A 20,670-nucleotide genomic window follows, 5' to 3' on the forward strand; every position below is an offset into this window, starting at 1 on the left:
GCCGGTGCTGCGCACGGCGGTGAAGAACACGCCGTCGAAGCGTGCGTCGCGGGCCAGGCGGGCGCGGTCGCAGGCGGCGGTGTCGAGGGCGAGGGCGGTGTCCATGGCGCCAGTCTAGGCCCGCGCGGGCGGCGATACTCGCCACATTCGGACATGGATGCTGAAAGGGGGGCAGGCTGGGCTGCGCCCGGCACCCGCGGTAGTGCCGGCCGCTGGCCGGCAACGGCAACGGCAACGGCAGAAGCTGGTTTTCTGTGGGGAGGCGGGGTGGGCCCGGTTGCGGGAGACGCCGTAAACCCGTCCTTGGGGGCTTGGCCGCGGCATCCATGCCGCGGACACTCCCGCAACCGGACCCACCCCGCCTTCGACAGGTTCCTGCGATCTGTCGGAAGGGCATCCCGCTCTGGTAGGTGTCGACCTTGGTCGACACGCTTTTTCCCCAAGGGTCAGAAGGGGTTCATCACCACGCACTGAATGCGCGGCCTGGACGGGTAGACTGTGGCTCTTGCTCACGTGAAGACCGGTTGCCCGATGTCCGCCAAACTCCGCTGGTTGCCCCTGTTGTGCCTGGCCCTGGCGGGCTGCAGCCAGCTGGAGAATCCGGGCAATGTGACTGCCGCCGACAAGGCCGCGCGGGCGCCGTCCAGCGATGGCGAGAACATGGTGTCGATCAATGCGGCTGACGCACCGCCGCCGCCGGCACCGCCGCGCAGCCGGGAGGACCGGCCGTGGCCGCAGGCGCAGCTGGAGAATGGACGCGCCTGGATCAGTTGCAGCACCGAGTACGCCGGCGAAGCTGGCGACGGTGTCGAGCTGGAAGGCCTGCAGCGCGAGCAGATCACCCAGGCCCTGGCCCCGTGCGCCGAGCGTGGCCTGATGCGCGTGCGCTACGCCGGCAAGATCAATCCGGGCTTCGCCGAGATGATGTGGCGTCTGGCGGTGGTGGCCGACCAGCAGAAGATCCACAAGCGCATCCTTGACCTGGATTCCAGTGGCGGGCAGGTGGAGTCGGCGATCGTCGCCGGTGACAGCATCGGTGAATCGGGCTGGACCATCTGGGTGCGCGAAGGCTCGATCTGCCACAGCGCCTGCGTGTTCGTGCTGGCCGCCGGCGACAACCGCCTGCTGTCGGGCAAGGTCGGCATCCACCGCATGATGCGCATCAGCTCCAAGGCCACCTCGCGCGCCGAGCTCAACCGCGAGCTGCACGAGGTCTACGACAACGTGAAGGACTACCTGCAGCGCAACGGCGTGGCGGTCGGTGTGGCCGATCTGATGATGACCGTGCCCAACCGCAGCCTGCGCCTGCTGACCCCGGACGAACTGCGCCAGTACGGCCTGGATGGCACCAATGCGGTGCAGGACGATCTGGAACGGATCAAGCAGATGCGTGCCTGCGGCGACGATTTCGTGCAGCGCAAGGACGCCTTCCTGGTCGCCTTCGACCAGCAGTGCAAGCGCGAAGGCGCCGACATGGAGTCGATCAACAGTTGTGGCCAGGCGTTGAAGCAGCGCTTCGGCTTCCCGGACGCGGTCTGTCCCGACGAAAGCCCGCTGTCGGAGATCGATGTGGCGACGCTGCCACCAGCGCCGCCGGAGCCCCCGCCGGTGGCCGAACAGGCGCCAGGGAACGCCGCCGCGCCCGCCGCGCAGGCTGATGCGGCAGCGGTGGAGGGCGACGCCCCGGCACGCTGACAGCATAGTCACCGCGCTGGCGTAGACTGCGGTTCTCTCCAGAAAACCGGCGGTGTCCATGAAGCGCGTGCTCCTGCTGCTGTCCCTGCTGCCCCTGACTGCGTTGGCGCAGGCACCTGCGCCGGCCACGCCTGCACCAGCTCCGGCACGCCCGGCCCCCGCATCGCCGGCGGCTGCGAAGCCCGCCACTGCCGGTGCCCCGGCGTTGACCGCTGCGCAGCAGGCCCAGGTGCAGAAGCAGGACGCGGAAATGGGCGCGGCTGCGTTGAAGGCGGCGCAGCTGGTCGATGCCAACCGCGCCGGCGAATTGTGGGATGGCGCTTCGGCCGTCGCGCGCCGTGCGGTGCCGAAAGCCACCTTCGTCAGCCAGTTGGCCGCCGAGCGCACGCGCCTGGGTGCGCTGGCCGGGCGTGGCCAGCCGACCATCACCCGGGTCAAGTACAGCCCCGGCGCCGCAGTGCCGGAAGGGCTGTACATCAACGTCAGCTTCCCGACCCGTTTCGCCAACAGCGCGCAGCCGGTGCGCGAGCTGGTCTCGTTCCGCTTCGACGAAGACCAGGTCTGGCGCCTGGCCGGTTACAGCCTGCGCGCGTCGGCACCCTGAGGAGATGAACGATGGCAACTGAGCTGACAATGCTGGCCTGGTCGGTGCTGCTGGGCTTTGTCTACATCTTCGCCACCTCCACCGTGGTCACCCGCGAGCGCGGGATGAAGTGGAATGCCTCGGCACGCGATGGCGATGCAAAGCCGCTCAGCGCGCTGGCCGGTCGCCTGCAGCGTGCGCAGGCCAACTTCCTGGAAACGTTCCCGTTCTTCGCCGCTGCCGCCATCGCGGTGGTCGTGGCCGGGCGCAGCAACGACACCACGGCGCTGGCTGCGCAGGCCTACGTCTGGGCGCGTGTGGTCTACCTGCCGCTGTATGCCGCAGGCGTGCCCTACCTGCGCAGCCTGGTCTGGCTCGTATCGCTGCTGTCGATCCTGGCGCTGGTGTTCGCACTGCTGTAGCCGGGCCTGATCCAGATCAAGGCCAGTCATGCGCGCGGCGCTATGCTGGCCCGGACTGAATCAACGGCAGGAGGCGCGCATGCGCAGGATGGACGTGGTGGTGGTCGGCGCTGGACCGGCGGGCCTGTGCTTCGCGCGTGCGCTGGCCGGCAGTGGCCTGCAGGTCGGGCTGGTCGAAGTGCAGCCGCGCCAGGCCCTGGCCGAAGCCGCCTTCGATGGCCGCGAGATCGCGCTGACCCATGCCTCGCGGCAGAGCATGGAGCAACTGGGGCTGTGGCAGCGCCTGCCGCAGGCCGAAGTCGCCGAGCTGCGCGATGCCAGGGTGATGAACGGCGGCTCGCCGTTCGCGTTGACCTTCGCCAGCAGCCAGGTTGATGGCCAGCCGCTGGGCTGGCTGGTGCCCAACCACCTGATCCGCCGCGCCGCCTGGGATGCCGTGCAGGGCCAGGATGCGCTGGAGCTGTTCGATGGGCGCAAGGTGCTGGGCGTGCAGGCCGATGCGCAGGGCCACGTGGTCAGACTCGATGACGGCAGTCAACTGCACGCGCGACTGCTGGTCGCGGCTGACAGCCGCTTCTCCGCCACCCGCCGCATGCTCGGCATCGGTGCGCAGATGCGCGACTTCGGCAAGTCGATGCTGGTATGCCGCATGCAGGTCGAGCGCGACCATCACCACACGGCCTGGGAGTGGTTCGGCTACGGCCGTACCATGGCGCTGCTGCCGCTCAACGAGGGCCAGGCATCGGCGGTGATCACGCTGCCGCCGCGGCAGATCGAAGAACTGCTGGCGATGGACGAGGTGGCCTTCGGCGATGCCATCAGTGCCTGCTTTGAGCATCGGCTGGGCCGCATGCAGCCGGTGGCCACGCCGCAGGCGTATCCGCTGGTAGGTGTGTACGCGCACCGTTTCGTCGGCGAGCGTTCCGCGCTGATCGGCGATGCCGCGGTGGGCATGCACCCGGTCACCGCGCACGGCTTCAATCTGGGACTGGCCAGCGCACAGCGGCTGGCACAGGGCATCGCCGCGCAGCAGCGGCGCGGTGCCGACTTTGCCGCCGCCGGCATGCTGGCCAGCTACCAGCGCGGTCATCGGTTGGCGTCGCGGCCGCTGTACGAGGCCACCAATGCGATCGCCAGCCTGTACACCGACGATCGCCGCCCGGCACGCCTGCTGCGGGCCGCGGGCCTGCGCGTGGCGCAGGGCGTGGCACCGTTCAGACAGCTGATTGCCTCGCACCTGACCCAGCGCGTGGCCTGAACACTCTCGGATCAGCCAGCGGCCAGCACGCGGATCTGGCTGTCGGCGAACTCGACCACCTGGCCTGCGCGGATCTTGCAGGCCTTGCGCAGTTCGACCTCACCATCGACCCGCACCTGGCCCTCGCTGATGACCATCTTGGCCTCGCCGCCGCTGGTGACCAGGTCGGCCAGCTTCAGCAGCTGCTTGAGTTCGACGTAGTCGCCGTCGAGGTCGAATTCGAGAATCTGCATGGAGCGAGGGGTCCTGGAAAGAGGGCGCAGGCCAGCGGCCGGGCCGGGAAGCGGGCGCGTATTGTGCGCCAGCACGGGGCACGACGGCACGCGCATGGAAAGCTGTACGCCTCGTTCAGGATCAATGCGGTATCATTCCGCTCTGAGCGAGTGAAATCTCCTCCGACCGAGCAGCGCCAGGGCACGCGATAAGAAGGGCGCCCAAAGCGCGGACCATCACCCTTTTTATCGCACTGCCAGGAAGACGGCAGTGCCTTCGGAGTTCCCCATGTCCCAAGATTCCCAAGCGCCGCTGCAGTTCGCGCAGCTCGGCCTGTCCGAGCCCGTGATGCAGGCGGTCACCGCCATCGGCTACGAAACCCCGTCGCCGATCCAGGCCGCCACCATCCCGGCGATGCTGGAAGGCCGCGACGTGCTGGGCCAGGCCCAGACTGGTACCGGCAAGACCGCTGCGTTCGCACTGCCGGTACTGTCCAACATCGACCTGCAGCAGATCAAGCCCCAGGCCCTGATCCTGGCGCCGACCCGCGAACTGGCCATCCAGGTTGCCGAGGCGTTCCAGTCCTATTCGTCGAAGATCCCGGGCTTCCGCGTGCTGCCGGTGTACGGCGGCCAGCCCTACGGCCAGCAGCTGTCGGCGCTGCGCCGTGGCGTGCACATCGTGGTCGGCACCCCCGGCCGCGTGATCGATCACCTGGACCGCAGCACCCTGGACCTGTCCGAGCTGAAGACCCTGGTGCTGGACGAAGCCGATGAAATGCTGCGCATGGGCTTCATCGACGATGTGGAAGCCGTGCTGAAGAAGCTGCCGGAGCAGCGCCAGGTGGCCCTGTTTTCGGCCACCATGCCGCCGCAGATCCGCCGCATCGCGCAGACCTACCTGCAGGACCCGGTGGAAGTGACCATCGCGGCCAAGACCACCACCTCGGCCAACATCCGCCAGCGCTACTGGTGGGTGAGCGGCATGCACAAGCTGGACGCGCTGACCCGCATCCTGGAAGTCGAGCCGTTCGACGCGATGATCATCTTCGCGCGCACCAAGGCCGGCACCGAAGAACTGGCCAGCAAGCTGCAGGCGCGTGGCCTGGCCGCTGCCGCCATCAACGGTGACATGCAGCAGGCCCAGCGCGAGCGCACCATCGCCATGCTGAAGGAAGGCAAGCTGGACATCCTGGTCGCCACCGACGTGGCCGCCCGCGGCCTGGACGTGGAGCGCATCAGCCACGTGCTGAACTACGACATCCCGTACGACACCGAGAGCTACGTGCACCGCATCGGCCGTACCGGCCGTGCCGGCCGCAGCGGTGAGGCGATCCTGTTCGCCACCCCGCGCGAGAAGGGCATGCTGCGCCAGATCGAGCGCGCTACCCGCCAGCCGATCGAAGAGATGCAGCTGCCGAGCGTGGAGGCGGTCAACGACACCCGCATCAACAAGTTCACCTCGCGCATCACCGAAACGCTCGGCGCCGGCGGCCTGGACTTCTACCGCCAGCTGCTGGAGCGCTTCGAGAACGAGCAGAACGTGCCGGCCATCGAGATCGCGGCCGCGCTGGCCAGGATGCTGCAGGGCGATACCCCGTTCCTGCTGCAGCCGCCGGTGCGTGCCCCGCGTGAAGAGCGCGCGCCGCGCGAGCGCTTCGACCGTGGCGACCGCCCGGAGCGTGGCGATCGCTTCGACCGCAACGAGCGGGGTCCGCGCTTCGAGCGTGGCCCGCGTCGCGACGACGCCGAAGGTGGTTTCGAGCCGCGTCCGCGCCGCGAGGTTCCGCCGCGTGGTGCGCCGGAGCAGGGCATGGAGACCTACCGTATTTCGGTCGGCCACCAGCACGGCGTGAAGCCGGCCAACATCGTCGGCGCCATCGCCAACGAAGCCGGCCTGGAAAGCCGTTTCATCGGCCGCATCGACATCCACGACGACTTCTCGCTGCTGGACCTGCCGGCACAGATGCCGCCGGACGTGCTGTCGCACCTGCAGAAGGTGTGGGTGTCCGGCCAGCAGCTGCAGATGCGTCCGCTGGCGGCCGGTGAAGAGATCAACCCGGCCCCGCGTCCGTTCAAGCCGCGCTTCGACAAGCGTGGTCCGGGCGGCCCCGGTGGCCCGCGTCGTGGTGGTCCGGGTGGTCCGGGTGGCCATGGGGGCGACCGCGGCGGTGACCGCGACAGCCGCCCGCCACGTCGTGATGGCTTCAAGCCGCGCGGCCCGCGCAGCTTCTAAGCCGCACCCACAGCCGTCCAGAGCAACGCCGGCCCCCGGGCCGGTGTACAGGAAAAGGGGACGGAGGGGATTAAGTCGTATATGGCAGGCCATGCGCTTATGCCGAAAACGACTTAATCCCCTCCGTCCCCTTTTTCGCACGGTCAACACATTGCCGGTCATAGGCTGGTCCGGTTCCAAAGGAGGTTGTCACCGCAGCACATTCGGGGGGATCCAGGATGGGTAGGAGTGGCACGGACCAACAGAGCCGGCGGGTGCCGATGACCCGGGGGCTGGGACTGCGATTTGCGTTGTTGACCGGCATGGCGATCGGACTGGTCGCACTGTCGGCGTTGATCCAGGAACTGCAGGCGGCCTCCACCGCCTGGATCGCCGGCCAGGGATACTGGTCGCGCGGCCAGCAGGATGCGACCGCCGCGCTCAGTCGCTACCTGGCGCGCGGCAATGTCCAGGACCTGGACGATGCACGCCAGGCCCTGCAGGTGCCGTTGGGCGATCTGCAGGCGCGCTTGGCGCTGGAACAGGCGGAGCCTGACGAAGAGAAGGCCCGGCAGGGCTTCCTGCAGGGGGGCAACGCGCACGCCGACATTCCGCGCCTGGTGTTTTCGTTCCGCTACGCGCGCGATATCGGTGCTTTCCGCGAAGCGACCGCGTTATGGCGGCAGACCGACGGGGACCTGATGGCGCTGCAGCGCCTGGTCGATGAGTTGCAGCGGCGGCACGAGGGTGGCCCCTTACTGACAGCCACACGAGACCAGTACCTGCAGCAACTGCGTGATCTCGACCGCCGGATGAAGGTGCAGAGCCAGGCGTTCTCGCAGGCGCTGCTGCGGATGGCGACGCTGGTGAGGCTGGCGACGTTGATGGTCGCGGGCCTGTCGGTGCTGGCGATCAGCCTGATGGCGGTGGCCCTGGCGCGCCGCGTCGGCAAGGACCTGACCGAACACGAGAGCCGCTTCCGCGCAGCGTTCTACCAGGCCAACGTCGGCATGCTCAAGCTCGATACCGAAGGCAAGGTGATCGAGGCCAACCAGGCGATGGCCGACATCCTCGATCATCGCCGCGACGTGCTGCTGCAGCTGTCGCTGGCTGACCTGCTGATGGACGGCGAGCTGGTCATTGACGGGGTGGGGCGCATCGATTGGGACCGCCAGCTGCGCCCGAGCGAGCTGCGCTTCCGCCGTCGTGATGGCAGCCTGGTCTGGGGCCGCTGGAGCGGCACCGGTGTGCGCAGCGCCGGCGGCGCCCTGTCGGTGTTCGCGATCATCGAAGACGTCAGCCAGAACCATGCACTGGCGCGCGAGATCGAGCACCACGCCAGCCATGACCCGCTGACCGGCCTGATCAACCGGCGCGAGATCGAACGCCTGCTCGAACGCGCGCTGCTGCAGGTGCGCAGCGAAGGTGGTACGCACGCGCTGTGCTACATCAACCTGGACCATTTCAAGCTGGTCAATGACAGCTTCGGCCATGCCGCCGGCGACCAGATGCTGCGCAGCTTCGCCGATTACCTGGTGGCGGCGGTGCGCGATGGTGACTGGGTGGGCCGGCTGGGTGCGGACGAGTTCGCGGTGTTCCTCGCCCATGCCGGGCAGGACGAGGCCAAGCGCGTGCTGCAGCGGGTGATCCGCAATCTGGGGCAGGCGACGTTCCCGGTGAGCGAGGGCAGCCCGCAGTTGAGCTGCAGCATCGGCGTGGTCGAGGTCAGCGCCGATGCACCGGATGTGAACTGGTTGATGAGCGCCGCCGACAGTGCCTGCTATGCGGCCAAGCAGGCCGGGCGCAACCGCGTGCACTGCTTCAACGAGAACCGCATGGCGTTGGAGGAACGGCGCCGGGAAGCCGAGCGGCTGCAGGGCGTCAGCCTGGCCATGGCCGAGAACCGCATGGTGCTGTATGCGCAGCGCATCGCCCGCGTCGGCGATCCCACCTACCTGCACTACGAGGTGCTGGTACGCATGCGCGGCAGCGATGGCAGCCTGCACCTGCCGGGCCAGTTCATGCCGGCGGTGGAGCGCTATGGCATGGCCGTGGCGCTGGACCGGCACGTGCTCGGCCTGCTGTTCCGGCACCTGCAGGTGTGCCCGGCGCATGTGCGGCAGCTGGGACTGTGCAACGTCAACGTGTCGGCGCAGTCGATCGCCGAACCCGGCTTCCTCGCCTTCGTCTGCGACCTGCTGGAGCGCAATCGCGCGCTGGCCTCCAAGCTGTGCTTCGAGATCACCGAGACCGCAGCGATCAGCAACCTCAGCCAGGCGCGCGCGTTCATCGATGCGGTGAAGGCGCGCGGCTGCCGGATGGCGCTGGACGATTTTGGCTCCGGGCTGTCCTCGTTCGGCTACCTGCGCCAGCTGCCGGCCGACATCCTGAAGATCGACGGGGCCTTCGTGCGCGACATGGATACCGATCCGGTCAGCCACGCCACCGTGCGCGCGATCAGTGAACTTGGGCGCGAGCTGCAGATGGAGGTGGTGGCCGAATGGGTAGAGACCGCCGAAGTCGCCGCCGCGCTGACCCGGCTTGGGGTGCAGGGCCTGCAGGGCTATGCGGTCGAGCGACCGCAGCCACTGGAACGGATGACCCTGGCCGACCTGCGGCCGGTGCGCCTGGTGGCGGTGCAGGGCCCGCCTGCCGCAGGTTGAACGCCGTCGGCGACTTTGGTCTACACATGCGTTGCAGCCGCGGCTGCGATAATGCCTGCCAGGGGCGACGCGCAGTGGGCGCGGGCGTAAGCAGGAACAGGACGTGGCGTGGGCGGCAGGCAGTGGCAGTACGGAACAGGGGCGGTGCTGGTCGTGCTGCTGGTGTGGTTGGCCACGCCGTGGCCACTGTGGGCTGCTGCCGTCGAAGCCGGCCGCGATTACCTGCTGGTCGGCGCAGCCACCGATGAACCCACTCCACATCGCGCATGCACGCCGGACATGCTGGCCGGTCACCGGCAGCAGGTGCAGGTGCCTGCGCCGCCGGGCGGCTGGTCGGGGCAACCGCAGGCCCTGGACGTGTTCAATGTGTTCGCTGGCGAAGTCCGCGTGCAGTATGGCGATCGCGAGATCTGCGGCAACATGCACGATGCCCGTACCCGAGACTCACGCTTCCGCGCAGGCATCGGGCTGGTGGCGGTGCCGCCAGCGGGCAGTCACGATCCATTCCTGGTGTCGTGGCAGACGCCGTTGAAGGCGCGTTGGGTACCCACCCTTCGGCTGGGCGCGCCCAGTCCAGTGCAGCAGAACGATACCGCCCGCCTGCTGGTGCGCGCGGCCTGCATCGCCGTGGCGATCGCACTGGCGTTGTCGGCACTGATGGCCTTCCTCACCACCCGCGACCGCAGTTTCCTGGTCTACATCGCCGGTACCACCGTGCTGGTGCTTTGGCAGGCCATCCTCGGTGGCCTCAGCGGCTATCCGGAACCCTGGTTGCCGGTGGGCGAGCGCGGTGCCTGGTGGCTGCTGGTGTTGACTGCGGCCACGCAGGCCTTGGTGCTGCCGGCGCTGTGGCGGCTGAATGGCGGTGATCGCCTGTTGCCGCGTTCGCGTCCGTTCCAGCTGGTGGCGCTTTGGGGATTGCTGGCGTTGGCTGCACTGGTGCCTTGGCTGCCATGGGACAGCCTGGCCTGGGTGGCGCAGGGCCTGCAGGTGTCCTATCTGCTGGGCTGTGGCCTGGCGTTGATGGCCGGGGTGTGGGCACGGCTGCGCGGTGACCGCTGGGCGCAGGCGGGGCTGGCGGCGCTGGCGCCGATGCTGGTGTTGATCCTGGCCGACGCCTGCCGCGCGGCGTGGTTGCTGGAATACCGCGTGGAGGCCCTGCAGCTGGCGGTGACCTGGCTGCTGATGATGGCCGCCTACGCACTGAACCAGCGGCTGGGTCGCCTGCGCCAGCAGCGCGATGAACTGCGCCAGCTGGCCGAGACTGATGGCCTGACCGGCCTGCCCAACCGCCGTGCCGGCCTGCAGCAGCTGGCCCGCCACTTGGAGCGGGTTGACCGCGAGCGTGGCCCGCTGGTGATCGGCTTCCTCGATATCGATCTGTTCAAGGACATCAATGACCGCCATGGCCACGCCGTGGGGGACCAGGTGCTGGTGGCGGTGGCGCGCGCATTGCGTGCCGCGGTACGCAGCCAGGACCAGGTAGTGCGGATGGGGGGCGAAGAGTTCCTGTTGCTGATGCCGGGCATGCCCCGCGAGGCGGCGTCGGCGCGCCTGGATCGCCTGCGCCGGCACATCACGGAGGCGGCCCGGGCGCTGCAGGTGCCCGGCCTGGAGGTCACCGCCAGCATCGGCCTGGCGCAGTGGCGGCCGGGCGAGGACGATCTCGCCGCGCTGCTGCGCCGGGCCGACCATGCCATGTACGTGGCCAAGCGTGCCGGCCGCAACCGGGTGTTCGACGGCGAAGAACTCGATCCACCCGGCCTGGCATGAAGCGCGGCGGGCGGCGATGCCGGATAATAGGGCGATGACCACCCGACTCAACAAACACATCGCCGACACCGGCTTCTGCTCCCGCCGCGAGGCCGATCGCCTGATCGCCGCCCGCCGGGTCACCGTCAACGGCCATCCGGCCGGCACCGGCGCGGTGGTGGGCGAGGAAGACCAGGTGCTGGTGGATGGCCAGCCACTGCGCGCGCGCGTGGCCCGCAAGCCCGGCGCCCGCCGCCACGTCTACATCGCGCTGAACAAGCCGGTCGGCGTCACCTGCACGACCGAGACGTCGGTCAAGGGCAACATCGTCGACTTCGTCGGGCATGAACAGCGCATCTTCCCGATCGGCCGCCTCGACAAGGAGTCCGAAGGCCTGATCCTGATGACCAGCAACGGCGACATCGTCAATCAGATCCTGCGGGCCGAGAACGGCCACCAGAAGGAATACCTGGTGGCGGTGAACAAGCCGGTCACCGATGAGTTCCTGCGCGGCATGGCGCGTGGTGTTCGCATCCACGACCAGATGACGCTGCCATGCAAGACTTCGCGCATCGCCAAGTTCGGTTTCCGCATCACCCTGCAGCAGGGCCTGAACCGGCAGATCCGCTTGATGGCCGCCGAGTTCGGCTATCGCGTGACCCAGCTGCGCCGCGTGCGCATCGACAACATCAAGATTGGTGCGCTGAAGCCGGGCCAGTGGCGCAACCTGACCGAGCAGGAGCTGCAGGGCCTGCTGCCGAAGCAGCTGGACTGGTAGTGCCGGCCGCTGGCCGGCTGCAATGGGCGCGCGATGTATCCGGGATGCCGGCCAACGGCCGGCACCACCGCCATGCGGATTGCTCACCGGCTTCCGCTAGACTTCGCGGTGACCTGCCGGAACGTGACGTTGCATGATCAAGCCCGACAAGCCCGCCAACGAAGCCCTTCGGCTCGAGGCGCTGTATCGCTACCGCATCCTCGATTCGGAGCGAGAAAAATCCTTCGACGACCTGGTGGTGATCGCCAAGGCGGTCTGCGGCACCTCGATGGCGGCGGTGACCCTGATCGATGTCGAACGGCAATGGTTCAAGTCGATCCAGGGCATCAATGCGGCGGAAAACCTGCGCAGCGAATCGATGTGTGGCCATGCCATCCTGCAGCCGCAGCAGATCATGGTGGTCGAGGATGCGCTGCAGGATGCGCGCTTCCACGACAATCCGGTGGTGGTCGGCGATCCGCACATCCGCTTCTATGCCGGCGCGCCGCTGATCAGCTCCGACGGCTTGCCGCTGGGTACGCTGTGCGTGTTCGACGCACAGCCGCAACACCTGGCCAGCGACAAGGCCGAGGCGCTGGCCGCACTGTCGCGGCAGGTGATGCTGGTGATGGAGTTGCGCCGTTTCGCGCTCGACATCCAGAACCACATGCTGGAACGCGATGATTATGAGCGCCTGCTGTCGGAGTACCACGACGTGCTGCTGGCGCAGAACGCCGACCTGGCCGAGCAGAGCCGCACTGATGCGCTGACCGGCCTGCCGAACCGCCGCGCGATGGCAGCGGCGCTGGACGAGGCCGTGGCGATGACCGGGGAGCAGCCCGCTGAGGCCTGCGTCGCGCTGCTGGACATCGATCATTTCAAGCACATCAACGACTTCCAGGGCCACGCCACCGGCGACCGCGTGCTGGCCGAACTGGGCGCACTGCTGCGTTCGCACTTCGCCGGCCGTGGCATGGCGGCGCGCTACGGCGGCGAGGAGTTCGTGGCAGTGATGCCCGCAACCGACCTGCGCACCGCCGAACTTCAGTGCGAGTTCCTGCGCCTGGCCGTGGCCGACCTGCCGCTGGGCGTCCCGGTCACGATCAGTATCGGCATCGCCCAGCACCAGCCCGGTGAAAGCGTGGACGACACGCTGGCACGTGCCGACAAGGCGCTGTACCGGGCCAAGGGCAATGGCCGCAACCGGGTGGAAGTAGCGGGCTGAAGTGCCCCGCCCGGTAGATCCACGCCATGCGTGGATGCTCTTCCCGATTCACATCGCGTCGCAGCGCCTGCGATCAAGAGTGGGCAGCATGACGCTTTGTCTTCCCGGACGCCGACCATGTTGCAGACCCTGGCCATCGCCCACTATCGCTCGTTGCATGGGCTGGTACTGCCGCTGCAGCGGTTGAATGTGGTGACCGGCGACAACGGCAGTGGCAAGTCCAGCCTGTACCGCGCGCTGCGCCTGCTGGCGGAGACCGCACAGGGCGGAGTCGCGGCGGTGCTGGCCCGCGAAGGTGGGCTTGGTTCGGCGCTGTGGGCAGGTCCCGAATCCATCGATCGCAGGGTTGCGGCCGGCGAGATTCCGCTGCAGGGCGGGCTCCGGCAGGTGTCGGTGGGGCTGAAGCTGGGTTTCACTACCGAAGAATTGGGCTATGCCATCGATCTCGGCTATCCGCCGCCCAGCCGTTCGCCGTTTGCGCTGGATCCGCAGATCAAGGCCGAGGCGATCTGGGCCGGGCCGTTCCTGCGCAGCGCCAACCTGCTGGTCGATCGTCGCGGGGGGATGGTGCGGCAGCGCCATGCGCGCGGTTGGGATCTGGTGGATGACCGGTTGTCGCTGTTCGACAGCCTGTTCACCCAGGTCGGCGATCCGCAGCGCATGCCCGAAACGATCACCCTGCGTGAGTACATCCGTTGCTGGCGCTTCTATGACCATTTCCGCAGCGATGGCGACGCCCCGGCGCGGCAACCGGCGATGGCCACGCGCACGCCGGTGCTGCATCACGATGGCCGGGACCTGGCGGCGGCCTGGGTGACCATCCTCGAGATCGGGGACCCGGTTGCGTTGGCACGCAGCGTCGATGACGCGTTCCCGGGCGCCACGGTCGATTTCGAGGCGCTGGATGGACGCTTGGCGCTGCGCTTCCACCAACCTGGGTTGCTGCGGCCATTGTCGATGGCCGAGCTCTCCGACGGCACGCTGCGCTTCCTGCTGCTGGCGGCGGCGCTGCACACACCACGCCCACCGCCGTTGATGGTGCTCAACGAACCGGAGACCAGCCTGCCCCCGGACCTGCTGCCGGCGCTGGCGCGGCTCATCATCGCAGCCAGTGCGCGCAGCCAGGTATGGGTGGTGTCGCACGCCAGCCGGCTGATCGCGGCGTTGGAACAGGCGCCAGGGTGCCATTCGCTGCATCTGTACAAGGACCAGGGCCGCACGCTGTTGAGCGGGCAGGGCCTGCTGGATGCGCCGGCCTGGCATTGGCCGCAGCGTTGATGCGGCCATCCACGCCATGCGTGGATGCACTCAATCGGCGATGTTGCGCGCTTCGGCCGTGCCAAGGATTTCCGGATGCTGCACCGGCTTGCGGCGGTTCAGCAGCGGATGCAGGAACACCGCGCCGACGATGATCGCCACGCCCAGGTAGAACCACGGGGTGACTTCGTGCTGCTCGCGCAGCAGCACCACCGCCAGTACCACCGCATAGACCGGCTCCAGGTTGGTCACCAGCTGCACCGTGTAGGCGCTCAGGTGGCGCAGTGCGACCAGGGCCAGGGCGAACGGCAGCAGCGTGCAGAACCCGGCCAGCACCAGCAGCAGGATCCCGTCGTGCAGATTCGGGACCACCCACAGCGGGCTGGCCAGCGCCGGCAGCAGATAGGGCATCAGCGGCGCCAGCAGGGTCAGGGTGAGGGTGCCGGCACCCAGCTCCAGCGTGGTGACCGTGAGCGGATCGGCATGGCTGACCATGCGCTTGTTGAGCGAACCGAACACCGCCACCAGCAGCGCCGAGATCGCGCCGATCAACACACCCAGGCGCATGCCATCGGGCACGCCACCGACCACCAGCGCAACACCCGGCAGCACCGCCAGGCCGAACGCCAGCTCACGCAGCTGGAACGGCCGCTTGGCCACCCACGGCTCGATGATCGAGGTGAACACCGGTGCCAGTGCGATGCAGGTGGCAGCCACCGAGGCATTGGCCAGCTTCACCGCGCCGTAGAACGTCAGCCAGTGAAGGGCGACCAGCGCGCCGATGCCGGCGTAGCCTGCCACCAGCCGCAGGGGCAGGGTGCGCAACCCGCGCCAGACCCGCGGCAGCAGGGCCAGCATCGCCGTCACCAGCAGCATGCGCCACCACACCAGCGGCAGTGCGGGCAGGGTGATCAGCTTGCCGAGGATGGCCGTGATGCCCCACAGCAGGACACAGAAATGGATCTGCCACAGCGCTTTGCGGGTGTCGGGTGTGCTCATCGGCCTATTGTGAGGCAATCGTACGGTCGCCGGCGACGCCTGTGGCATGCTCGCGGAAACTCCTCAGGGGAACCCTGCAATGGCTGCCAACCGCTCCGCCCTGCGTGCATGGGCAGCACTGACTGCACTGGCGGCCGCCACCGCGTTGCTGCTGCAATACCTGTTGCTGCTACGCGGCCCCGGGGCGGCTGCCGGGGTCGGCATGGCGACACTGCGCTTCGTTGGTTACTTCACGATTCTCAGCAACCTGGCGGTGTGCCTGGGATGCGTCAGGCTGATCCGTGCGGGTGTGCTGGACACGACTGTCGCCGCGGTGATCGCGTTGTGCATCGGTGTGACCGCGTGCATCTACATGCTGGCGTTGCAGGGGCTGTGGCAGCCCACCGGGCTGCAATGGTGGGTCGATGCCGGCCTGCACTACGCTGTGCCGGCGCTGTACCTGCTGGGGTGGTGGTGGCTGCTGCCGCATGGGGCGCTGCGCTGGCGCGCGCTGGGCGGCGTGCTGCTGGTACCGCTGGTCTACCTTGGCTGGGCGATGCTGGTCGCTGCAATGACCGGACAGGCGCCGTATCCATTCCTCGAACTGCAACGCCTGGGCCTGGCGGCCTTCCTGCTCAACGTGCTGCGCGTTGCGGGCGTCTTCGTGGTGGGCTGGACCCTGCTGTGGGGGCTGGACCGCTGGCGCCGTCGATGAGGCGCTGCAGGGCCATCGCTGCGGCCGGGTTGCGGGCCTTGCCGGCACCGATGCACAGCAGGTAGACCTCGCGCGGGGTTTCCGGGGCGGGCCCGGTCAGGCAGGGCAGGTCGTCCACCGGCTCGCCGCGTGACCAGCGTCGTGCGCGTTCAGCCCAGCGCTGCTGGACGGACGCAGGCAGGCCCTCGTTCAAGCGGGCCTGGCTGCGCTTGATCCGCGCGTAGACGAAGCCCGCACTGACATCGCCATGCAATAGCGCCTCGTCGCTGTCCTCGATCACCAGCGCCACGCCGTGGCGGCGCGCGGCGGTGACCAGAGCCGGTCCATGTGCCTTGGCGTTGCGCACTTCCAGAGCGTGCTGCAACGGCACGCCCTCGAGCTGCTTCGGCAGCTGCGCCATCAGCGCTTCCAATGCATCGGCGTCGGCCGGATGGTGCGGATCGAACTGCCACAGCAGCGGGCCGAGCCGGTCACCGAGCGCAAGTGCCGCCTGCAGGAATGGCGTGGCCGCTTCCACGGTGCTGGCCAGGTCGCGGCGCTGCACCAGGTAGCGTGGCGCCTTCATCGAGAAACGGAAGCCTTCCGGCGTCTGCGCGGCCCACTGCGCGCACTGGGCCGCAGTCGGCGTGCGGTAGAAGGTGCCGTTGATCTCGATGCAGCGCAGGGCGCGGCTGGCATGGGCCAGTTCCTCGCGCTGCGGCAGTCCCACCGGATAGAACATGCCGCCGCGCCACTCGGGAAACACCCAGCCGCCAATACCGCAGCGGATCGCCATCTGGCCGGCAGCGGTCACTGGCTGTGGTCCTCGCGCCAGGGGTCGTAGCTGCCGAACCACCACAGGTAGCCTTCAGGATCGGCACAGGCGTAGCCGCGGCCACCGTAGTCCTGGTCGGCAATGTCGATGACGATGCGCGCTCCAGCCGCCTTGGCCCGCGCATAGTGCGCATCGACATCGGTGACGATCACGCAGGCGCTCTGGGTCTGGCGGCCGCCGACCTCGTCAGGCAGGGCCGCGTGTTTGCTCCACGCACTCTGGTTGCTGGCCGAGCCCAGCATGATCATGCCGCTGCCGAAGGTGAGCTGGGCATGGAAAACCGTATCGCCATCGGCATACACGGCCTGGGCATGGAAGCCGAAGGCCCGCTGCAGCCAGTCGATGGCGGCCAGCGCGTCGCGGTAGCGCAGGCACGGAATGATGGTGGAGCCGTTGCTTGGTTGGCCATTCCCGCCCATGACACCCCTCCTATGGCACGGGGCAGGGTGCATCGACGACCGTTACCATCCTGCGAAACCCCGGTGACGGCCTGCACATGGCCGCTACCCCTGTTCGGAGATGGTGCTGGATGAAAACCTGGATCGGAGGAGCCGTGCTGCTGGCGTGCACGACCATGGCCAATGCGGCGACCCCGCAGCAGCTGCAGGACCTGGATGCGACCGTCGAGCGCGTGCGCACGCAGTTCGACGTGCCCGGCATCGCCGTGGCCGTAGTCAAGGATGGCCAGGTGGTGCTGGAACGTGGCTGGGGCGTGCGCGAGCAGGGCAAGCCGGAACCGGTGCGGGCCGACACCCTGTTTGCCATCGCTTCCAATACCAAGGCGTTCACCGCCACCTCGCTGAACCTGCTGGCCGAGGACGGCAAGCTGAAGATGGATGACAAGGTGATCGATCACCTGCCGTCGTTCCGCATGTCCGATCCGTTCGTGACCGGGCAGATGACGATCCGCGACCTGCTGTCGCATCGCAGCGGGCTGAGCCTGGGCGCCGGTGACCTGCTGTTCTGGCCGGCCACCTCCTACAGCAACGCCGAAGTGGTGGAGCGACTGGGCAGGGTGCCGCTGAAGGGCGGCTTCCGCGAGAGCTATGCCTACGACAACATCCTGTACGCGGTCGCCCAACAGGTGATCGAGCGCGTGTCCGGCATGAGCTACCAGCAGTTCCTGCAGACGCGCATCTTCGACAAGGTGGGGATGGCCGGCACGCGCTACAACGCCGACCACCTGAAGCCAGGTGACAAGGCGGCGGTCGGCCACGCCAAGTACGATTTCAAGGACCTGCGCACCGTTGCACCGCTGACCTGGTCGAACAATGCCGGCGCCGGTGGCATCTATTCCAGCGCGCACGACATGGCGCGCTGGATGCAGGTGCAGCTGGCCGGAGGCAAGCTCGCCGATGGCACGGTGCTGTTCAGTGAAAAGAGCCAGCAGCAGATGTGGCGGATGATCACCCCGCAGTCGATCCCGGCGCCGAGCGTGCCGGAGCTGGCACCGGCGCGGGCCAACTTCGCCGGCTATGGCGAAGGCTGGAGCCTGAGCGACTACCGCGGGCAGAAGCTGGTCTGGCACACCGGTGGCTGGCCGGGCATGGTCTCGCGGTTGACCCTGGTGCCCGGCGAGAAGCTGGGCGTGGTGGTGCTGACCAACCAGGAAGTGGGCGCGGCGTTCAATGCGATCACCCTGAGCGTGCTTGACGCTTACCTGGGCGGAGAAAAGCACGATTGGGTGGATGCCTATGCCAAGGCCGTGGCCAAGGGGCAGGACAAGGCCGACGAGGCCTGGGCCAAGCACCAGAGCGCACGCGACAAGGGCAGCAGGCCATCGCTGGCGCTGGCCGGCTACACCGGCAGCTTCCGTGACCGCTGGTATGGCGACATGCAGATCAGCGCCGAAGGCAAGGGCCTGCGCCTGCGCTTTGCGAAGACCGCGCAGCTGAGCGGGCGCCTGGAGCACTGGCAGCACGACACCTTCATCGTGCGCTGGGACGACCGTTCGCTCAACGCCGATGCGTTCGTGAACTTCAGCCTGGACCCGGATGGCAAGGTGCGCGAGGTGCGCATGCAGCCGATTTCCGACCTGACCGATTTCAGTTTCGATTTCCAGGACCTGCTGTTCACCCCGGTCAAAGAATGAGGGTAGCGCCGGCCGCTGGCCGGCAACCTCATGATCCCTGGAAACGTCGCGAGGTTGCCGGCCAGCGGCCGGCACTACCGGCGCCGCGGCATCGTCGGCCGGCGTACACATCCGGCGTGGGATACTCCGCCGGCTCTTGATGGCGAGGGAATGCGATGTTCCGTTGGTTTGAATCCCTGATCCCGGTTTTCCCGCCCGTGGATGGGCGCATGCCACCGCGCAAGGTGCTGCCGTTCTACCTGCACTACCTGCGCCCGGTCTGGCCGGTGCTGCTGGCGACCCTGATTGCCGGCCTGCTGCTGGCGCTGGTGGAAGTGGCCATGTTCGACTACCTGGGCCGCATCGTCGACATGGTCGCCGAGCAGCCCGGTGCCGATTTCTTCAAGCGCCATGCCAATGAACTGGGCTGGATGCTGTTCATCACGGTCATCGCGCGGCCGATCCTGGTGGGCCTGCACAACCTGCTGGTCAACCAGGCGATCGTGCCCGGCCTGAGCAACCGCTCGCGCTGGCTGATGCACAACTACGTGGTGCGGCAGAGCCTGAGCTTCTTCCAGAACGACTTCGCCGGCAGCGTCGCCAACCGGGTGATGCAGACCGGTACCTCGCTGCGCGAGTCGGCGGTACAGATGGTCGACTCGCTCTGGTACATCGTGGTCTATACCGGCACGGCGCTGTACCTGTTCGCGCAGGCGGACTGGCGGTTGATGGTGCCGCTGGTCCTGTGGCTGCTGGCCTATGCGGTGATCATGGTCTACTTCGTGCCGCGCGCGAAGGAACGGGCCTGGATTGCGTCCGAAGCGCGCTCCAAGGCGATGGGCCGGATCGTCGATGGCTACACCAACATTCCCACGCTGAAACTGTTCGCCCATGGCGGGCGCGAACAGGCCTACGTGGCCGAGTCGATCCAGGAACTGGCGGTCAAGCACCGCGCGCAGACCCGGATAACCACCGGCATGGACCTGACCATCGCCATCGTCAACGGTTTCCTGATTGCCGGCACCTGTGGGCTCGCGCTGTGGCTGTGGAATGGCGGTCATATCACCGTGGGCGCGATCACGCTGGCGACCGGTCTGGTGATCCGCATCCACAACATGTCCGGCTGGATCATGTGGACCATCAACGGCATCTTCGAGGACATCGGCACGGTGCAGGATGGCATCACCACCATCGCCCAGCCGCTGACCGTGCAGGACCGCGGGGACGCGGTGCCGCTGCAGGTGACCCGCGGTGGCGTGCAGTTCCAGGACATCCACTTCCATTACGGCAAGAAGGGCGGCGTGATCGCCGGCCTCGACCTGGTGGTGAAGCCGGGCGAGAAGATCGGCCTGGTCGGTCCTTCCGGTGCCGGCAAGTCGACCCTGGTGAACGTGCTGCTGCGCCTGTACGACCTGGAGAGTGGCCGCATCCTGATCGACGGCCAGGACATCGCCTGCGTCACCCAGGAAAGCCTGCGCCAGCAGATCGGCGTGGTCACCCAGGACACCTCGCTGCTGCATCGCTCGATCCGCGACAACCTGCTGTACGGCCGCCCCGATGCGACCGAGGAGCAGCTGCGTGCTGCCGTAGCCAAGGCGCGTGCCGAAGCCTTCATCGATACGCTGGTGGACGGGCAGGGGCGTCGTGGCTACGACGCGCATGTCGGCGAGCGCGGGGTGAAGCTGTCCGGTGGCCAGCGCCAGCGCATCGCCATTGCCCGCGTGCTGCTGAAGGACGCGCCGATCCTGGTGCTGGACGAAGCGACCTCGGCACTGGACTCGGAAGTCGAAGCGGCGATCCAGGACAGCCTGGATGAGCTGATGGGCGGCAAGACGGTGATCGCAATCGCGCACCGGTTGTCGACCATCGCGCGCATGGACCGGCTGGTGGTGATGGACCAGGGCCGCATCGTCGAGACCGGCAGCCATGCCGAACTGATCGCGGCCGGTGGTCTGTACGCACGGTTGTGGGCACGACAGACCGGTGGATTTGTTGCTGCCGATCAATGATCGTTTCGGGGTCGGATCCCTTTCCGCAGGAAAGGGCTCTGACC

The 20,670-nt window shown here is 67.9% G+C and carries 18 protein-coding genes; 13 read left to right on the forward strand and 5 right to left on the reverse strand.

Annotated elements, in window-relative coordinates:
• Positions 1 to 105: Ada metal-binding domain-containing protein (locus tag N5E02_RS08085; RefSeq protein WP_279946165.1), on the reverse strand; the 105-nt coding region annotated here is incomplete at its 3' end.
• A gap of 426 nt (positions 106 to 531) precedes the next feature.
• Here N5E02_RS08085 and N5E02_RS08090 point away from each other — a divergent pair.
• From N5E02_RS08090 to ubiM, 4 genes are all read left to right on the forward strand, one after another.
• A complete protein-coding gene (locus tag N5E02_RS08090; RefSeq protein ID WP_065177460.1) occupies positions 532 to 1,695 on the forward strand; it encodes a hypothetical protein in 1,164 nt (387 codons plus the stop codon).
• A 58-nt stretch (positions 1,696 to 1,753) separates the two neighbouring features.
• Positions 1,754 to 2,299 (forward strand): DUF4019 domain-containing protein, encoded by a 546-nt coding sequence (locus N5E02_RS08095; RefSeq protein ID WP_005415810.1) that lies wholly within the window; start codon positions 1,754 to 1,756, stop codon positions 2,297 to 2,299.
• Positions 2,300 to 2,310: 11 nt separating this feature from the next.
• Positions 2,311 to 2,700, forward strand: coding sequence for an MAPEG family protein (locus N5E02_RS08100; protein ID WP_262090878.1), 390 nt, complete (start codon positions 2,311 to 2,313; stop codon positions 2,698 to 2,700).
• A 79-nt stretch (positions 2,701 to 2,779) separates the two neighbouring features.
• A complete protein-coding gene (ubiM, locus tag N5E02_RS08105; RefSeq protein ID WP_262090879.1) occupies positions 2,780 to 3,958 on the forward strand; it encodes a 5-demethoxyubiquinol-8 5-hydroxylase UbiM in 1,179 nt (392 codons plus the stop codon).
• 11 nt (positions 3,959 to 3,969) lie between these two features.
• Here ubiM and N5E02_RS08110 read toward each other — a convergent pair whose 3' ends face one another.
• Positions 3,970 to 4,191, reverse strand: a complete 222-nt coding sequence (locus N5E02_RS08110) for an RNA-binding S4 domain-containing protein (protein ID WP_014036469.1) — start codon at positions 4,189 to 4,191, stop codon at positions 3,970 to 3,972.
• A 268-nt stretch (positions 4,192 to 4,459) separates the two neighbouring features.
• On the opposite strand from N5E02_RS08110, the gene N5E02_RS08115 reads away from it, so the two are divergent.
• The 6 genes from N5E02_RS08115 (at position 4,460) to N5E02_RS08140 (ending at position 14,060) form a co-directional block, all read left to right on the forward strand.
• Complete coding sequence (locus N5E02_RS08115) at positions 4,460 to 6,406, forward strand: DEAD/DEAH box helicase (protein ID WP_005415815.1); 1,947 nt, start codon at positions 4,460 to 4,462, stop codon at positions 6,404 to 6,406.
• Between the two features lie 218 nt (positions 6,407 to 6,624).
• Positions 6,625 to 9,048 carry an EAL domain-containing protein gene (locus N5E02_RS08120; RefSeq protein ID WP_262090880.1) on the forward strand — a complete coding sequence of 808 codons (2,424 nt, stop codon included), beginning with the start codon at positions 6,625 to 6,627 and terminating at the stop codon, positions 9,046 to 9,048.
• 108 nt (positions 9,049 to 9,156) lie between these two features.
• Positions 9,157 to 10,821 carry a GGDEF domain-containing protein gene (locus N5E02_RS08125; protein WP_065177455.1) on the forward strand — a complete coding sequence of 555 codons (1,665 nt, stop codon included), beginning with the start codon at positions 9,157 to 9,159 and terminating at the stop codon, positions 10,819 to 10,821.
• A 34-nt stretch (positions 10,822 to 10,855) separates the two neighbouring features.
• Positions 10,856 to 11,578, forward strand: a complete 723-nt coding sequence (locus tag N5E02_RS08130) for a pseudouridine synthase (RefSeq protein ID WP_005408708.1) — start codon at positions 10,856 to 10,858, stop codon at positions 11,576 to 11,578.
• Positions 11,579 to 11,711: 133 nt separating this feature from the next.
• Positions 11,712 to 12,782, forward strand: coding sequence for a sensor domain-containing diguanylate cyclase (locus N5E02_RS08135; RefSeq protein ID WP_065186382.1), 1,071 nt, complete (start codon positions 11,712 to 11,714; stop codon positions 12,780 to 12,782).
• A gap of 117 nt (positions 12,783 to 12,899) precedes the next feature.
• Positions 12,900 to 14,060 carry an AAA family ATPase gene (locus N5E02_RS08140; protein WP_279946156.1) on the forward strand — a complete coding sequence of 387 codons (1,161 nt, stop codon included), beginning with the start codon at positions 12,900 to 12,902 and terminating at the stop codon, positions 14,058 to 14,060.
• Positions 14,061 to 14,090: 30 nt separating this feature from the next.
• Here N5E02_RS08140 and N5E02_RS08145 read toward each other — a convergent pair whose 3' ends face one another.
• The gene (locus N5E02_RS08145; RefSeq protein ID WP_279946157.1) at positions 14,091 to 15,038 is read right to left on the reverse strand and encodes a DMT family transporter; all 948 of its coding nucleotides are present in this window, start codon (positions 15,036 to 15,038) and stop codon (positions 14,091 to 14,093) included.
• Positions 15,039 to 15,117: 79 nt separating this feature from the next.
• On the opposite strand from N5E02_RS08145, the gene N5E02_RS08150 reads away from it, so the two are divergent.
• Positions 15,118 to 15,732 (forward strand): Pr6Pr family membrane protein, encoded by a 615-nt coding sequence (locus tag N5E02_RS08150; protein ID WP_164093555.1) that lies wholly within the window; start codon positions 15,118 to 15,120, stop codon positions 15,730 to 15,732.
• On the opposite strand, the gene N5E02_RS08155 is transcribed toward N5E02_RS08150, so the two are convergent.
• Together N5E02_RS08155 and N5E02_RS08160 are read right to left on the reverse strand one after the other, a co-directional pair.
• Complete coding sequence (locus N5E02_RS08155) at positions 15,653 to 16,525, reverse strand: DUF72 domain-containing protein (protein WP_164093554.1); 873 nt, start codon at positions 16,523 to 16,525, stop codon at positions 15,653 to 15,655. The two genes, N5E02_RS08150 and N5E02_RS08155, sit on opposite strands and share 80 nt — an antisense overlap.
• Positions 16,522 to 16,965, reverse strand: coding sequence for a VOC family protein (locus N5E02_RS08160; RefSeq protein ID WP_065177450.1), 444 nt, complete (start codon positions 16,963 to 16,965; stop codon positions 16,522 to 16,524). The genes N5E02_RS08155 and N5E02_RS08160 overlap by 4 nt, the downstream gene beginning before the upstream one ends.
• 110 nt (positions 16,966 to 17,075) lie before the next feature.
• Here N5E02_RS08160 and N5E02_RS08165 point away from each other — a divergent pair, with 110 nt between their 5' ends.
• Together N5E02_RS08165 and smrA are read left to right on the forward strand one after the other, a co-directional pair.
• Positions 17,076 to 18,638, forward strand: a complete 1,563-nt coding sequence (locus N5E02_RS08165; protein ID WP_279946159.1) for a serine hydrolase — start codon at positions 17,076 to 17,078, stop codon at positions 18,636 to 18,638.
• 155 nt (positions 18,639 to 18,793) lie between these two features.
• Positions 18,794 to 20,626 (forward strand): multidrug efflux ABC transporter SmrA, encoded by a 1,833-nt coding sequence (gene smrA / locus N5E02_RS08170; RefSeq protein ID WP_065186380.1) that lies wholly within the window; start codon positions 18,794 to 18,796, stop codon positions 20,624 to 20,626.
• Positions 20,627 to 20,670: the final 44 nt, after the last annotated feature.

The organism is Stenotrophomonas sp. GD03777 (genome assembly GCF_029842485.1).
Lineage (GTDB): Bacteria > Pseudomonadota > Gammaproteobacteria > Xanthomonadales > Xanthomonadaceae > Stenotrophomonas > Stenotrophomonas sepilia.

Bases quoted from the DNA above. Each gene is read 5' to 3' on its own strand.
- N5E02_RS08090 (WP_065177460.1), top strand. From the start codon at position 532: ATGTCCGCCAAACTCCGCTGGTTGCCCCTGTTGTGCCTGGCCCTGGCG.
- N5E02_RS08095 (WP_005415810.1), top strand. From the start codon at position 1,754: ATGAAGCGCGTGCTCCTGCTGCTGTCCCTGCTGCCCCTGACTGCGTTG.
- N5E02_RS08100 (WP_262090878.1), top strand. From the start codon at position 2,311: ATGGCAACTGAGCTGACAATGCTGGCCTGGTCGGTGCTGCTGGGCTTT.
- ubiM (WP_262090879.1), top strand. From the start codon at position 2,780: ATGCGCAGGATGGACGTGGTGGTGGTCGGCGCTGGACCGGCGGGCCTG.
- N5E02_RS08110 (WP_014036469.1), bottom strand. From the start codon at position 4,191: ATGCAGATTCTCGAATTCGACCTCGACGGCGACTACGTCGAACTCAAG.
- N5E02_RS08115 (WP_005415815.1), top strand. From the start codon at position 4,460: ATGTCCCAAGATTCCCAAGCGCCGCTGCAGTTCGCGCAGCTCGGCCTG.
- N5E02_RS08120 (WP_262090880.1), top strand. From the start codon at position 6,625: ATGGGTAGGAGTGGCACGGACCAACAGAGCCGGCGGGTGCCGATGACC.
- N5E02_RS08130 (WP_005408708.1), top strand. From the start codon at position 10,856: ATGACCACCCGACTCAACAAACACATCGCCGACACCGGCTTCTGCTCC.
- N5E02_RS08135 (WP_065186382.1), top strand. From the start codon at position 11,712: ATGATCAAGCCCGACAAGCCCGCCAACGAAGCCCTTCGGCTCGAGGCG.
- N5E02_RS08140 (WP_279946156.1), top strand. From the start codon at position 12,900: ATGTTGCAGACCCTGGCCATCGCCCACTATCGCTCGTTGCATGGGCTG.
- N5E02_RS08145 (WP_279946157.1), bottom strand. From the start codon at position 15,038: ATGAGCACACCCGACACCCGCAAAGCGCTGTGGCAGATCCATTTCTGT.
- N5E02_RS08150 (WP_164093555.1), top strand. From the start codon at position 15,118: ATGGCTGCCAACCGCTCCGCCCTGCGTGCATGGGCAGCACTGACTGCA.
- N5E02_RS08160 (WP_065177450.1), bottom strand. From the start codon at position 16,965: ATGGGCGGGAATGGCCAACCAAGCAACGGCTCCACCATCATTCCGTGC.
- N5E02_RS08165 (WP_279946159.1), top strand. From the start codon at position 17,076: ATGAAAACCTGGATCGGAGGAGCCGTGCTGCTGGCGTGCACGACCATG.
- smrA (WP_065186380.1), top strand. From the start codon at position 18,794: ATGTTCCGTTGGTTTGAATCCCTGATCCCGGTTTTCCCGCCCGTGGAT.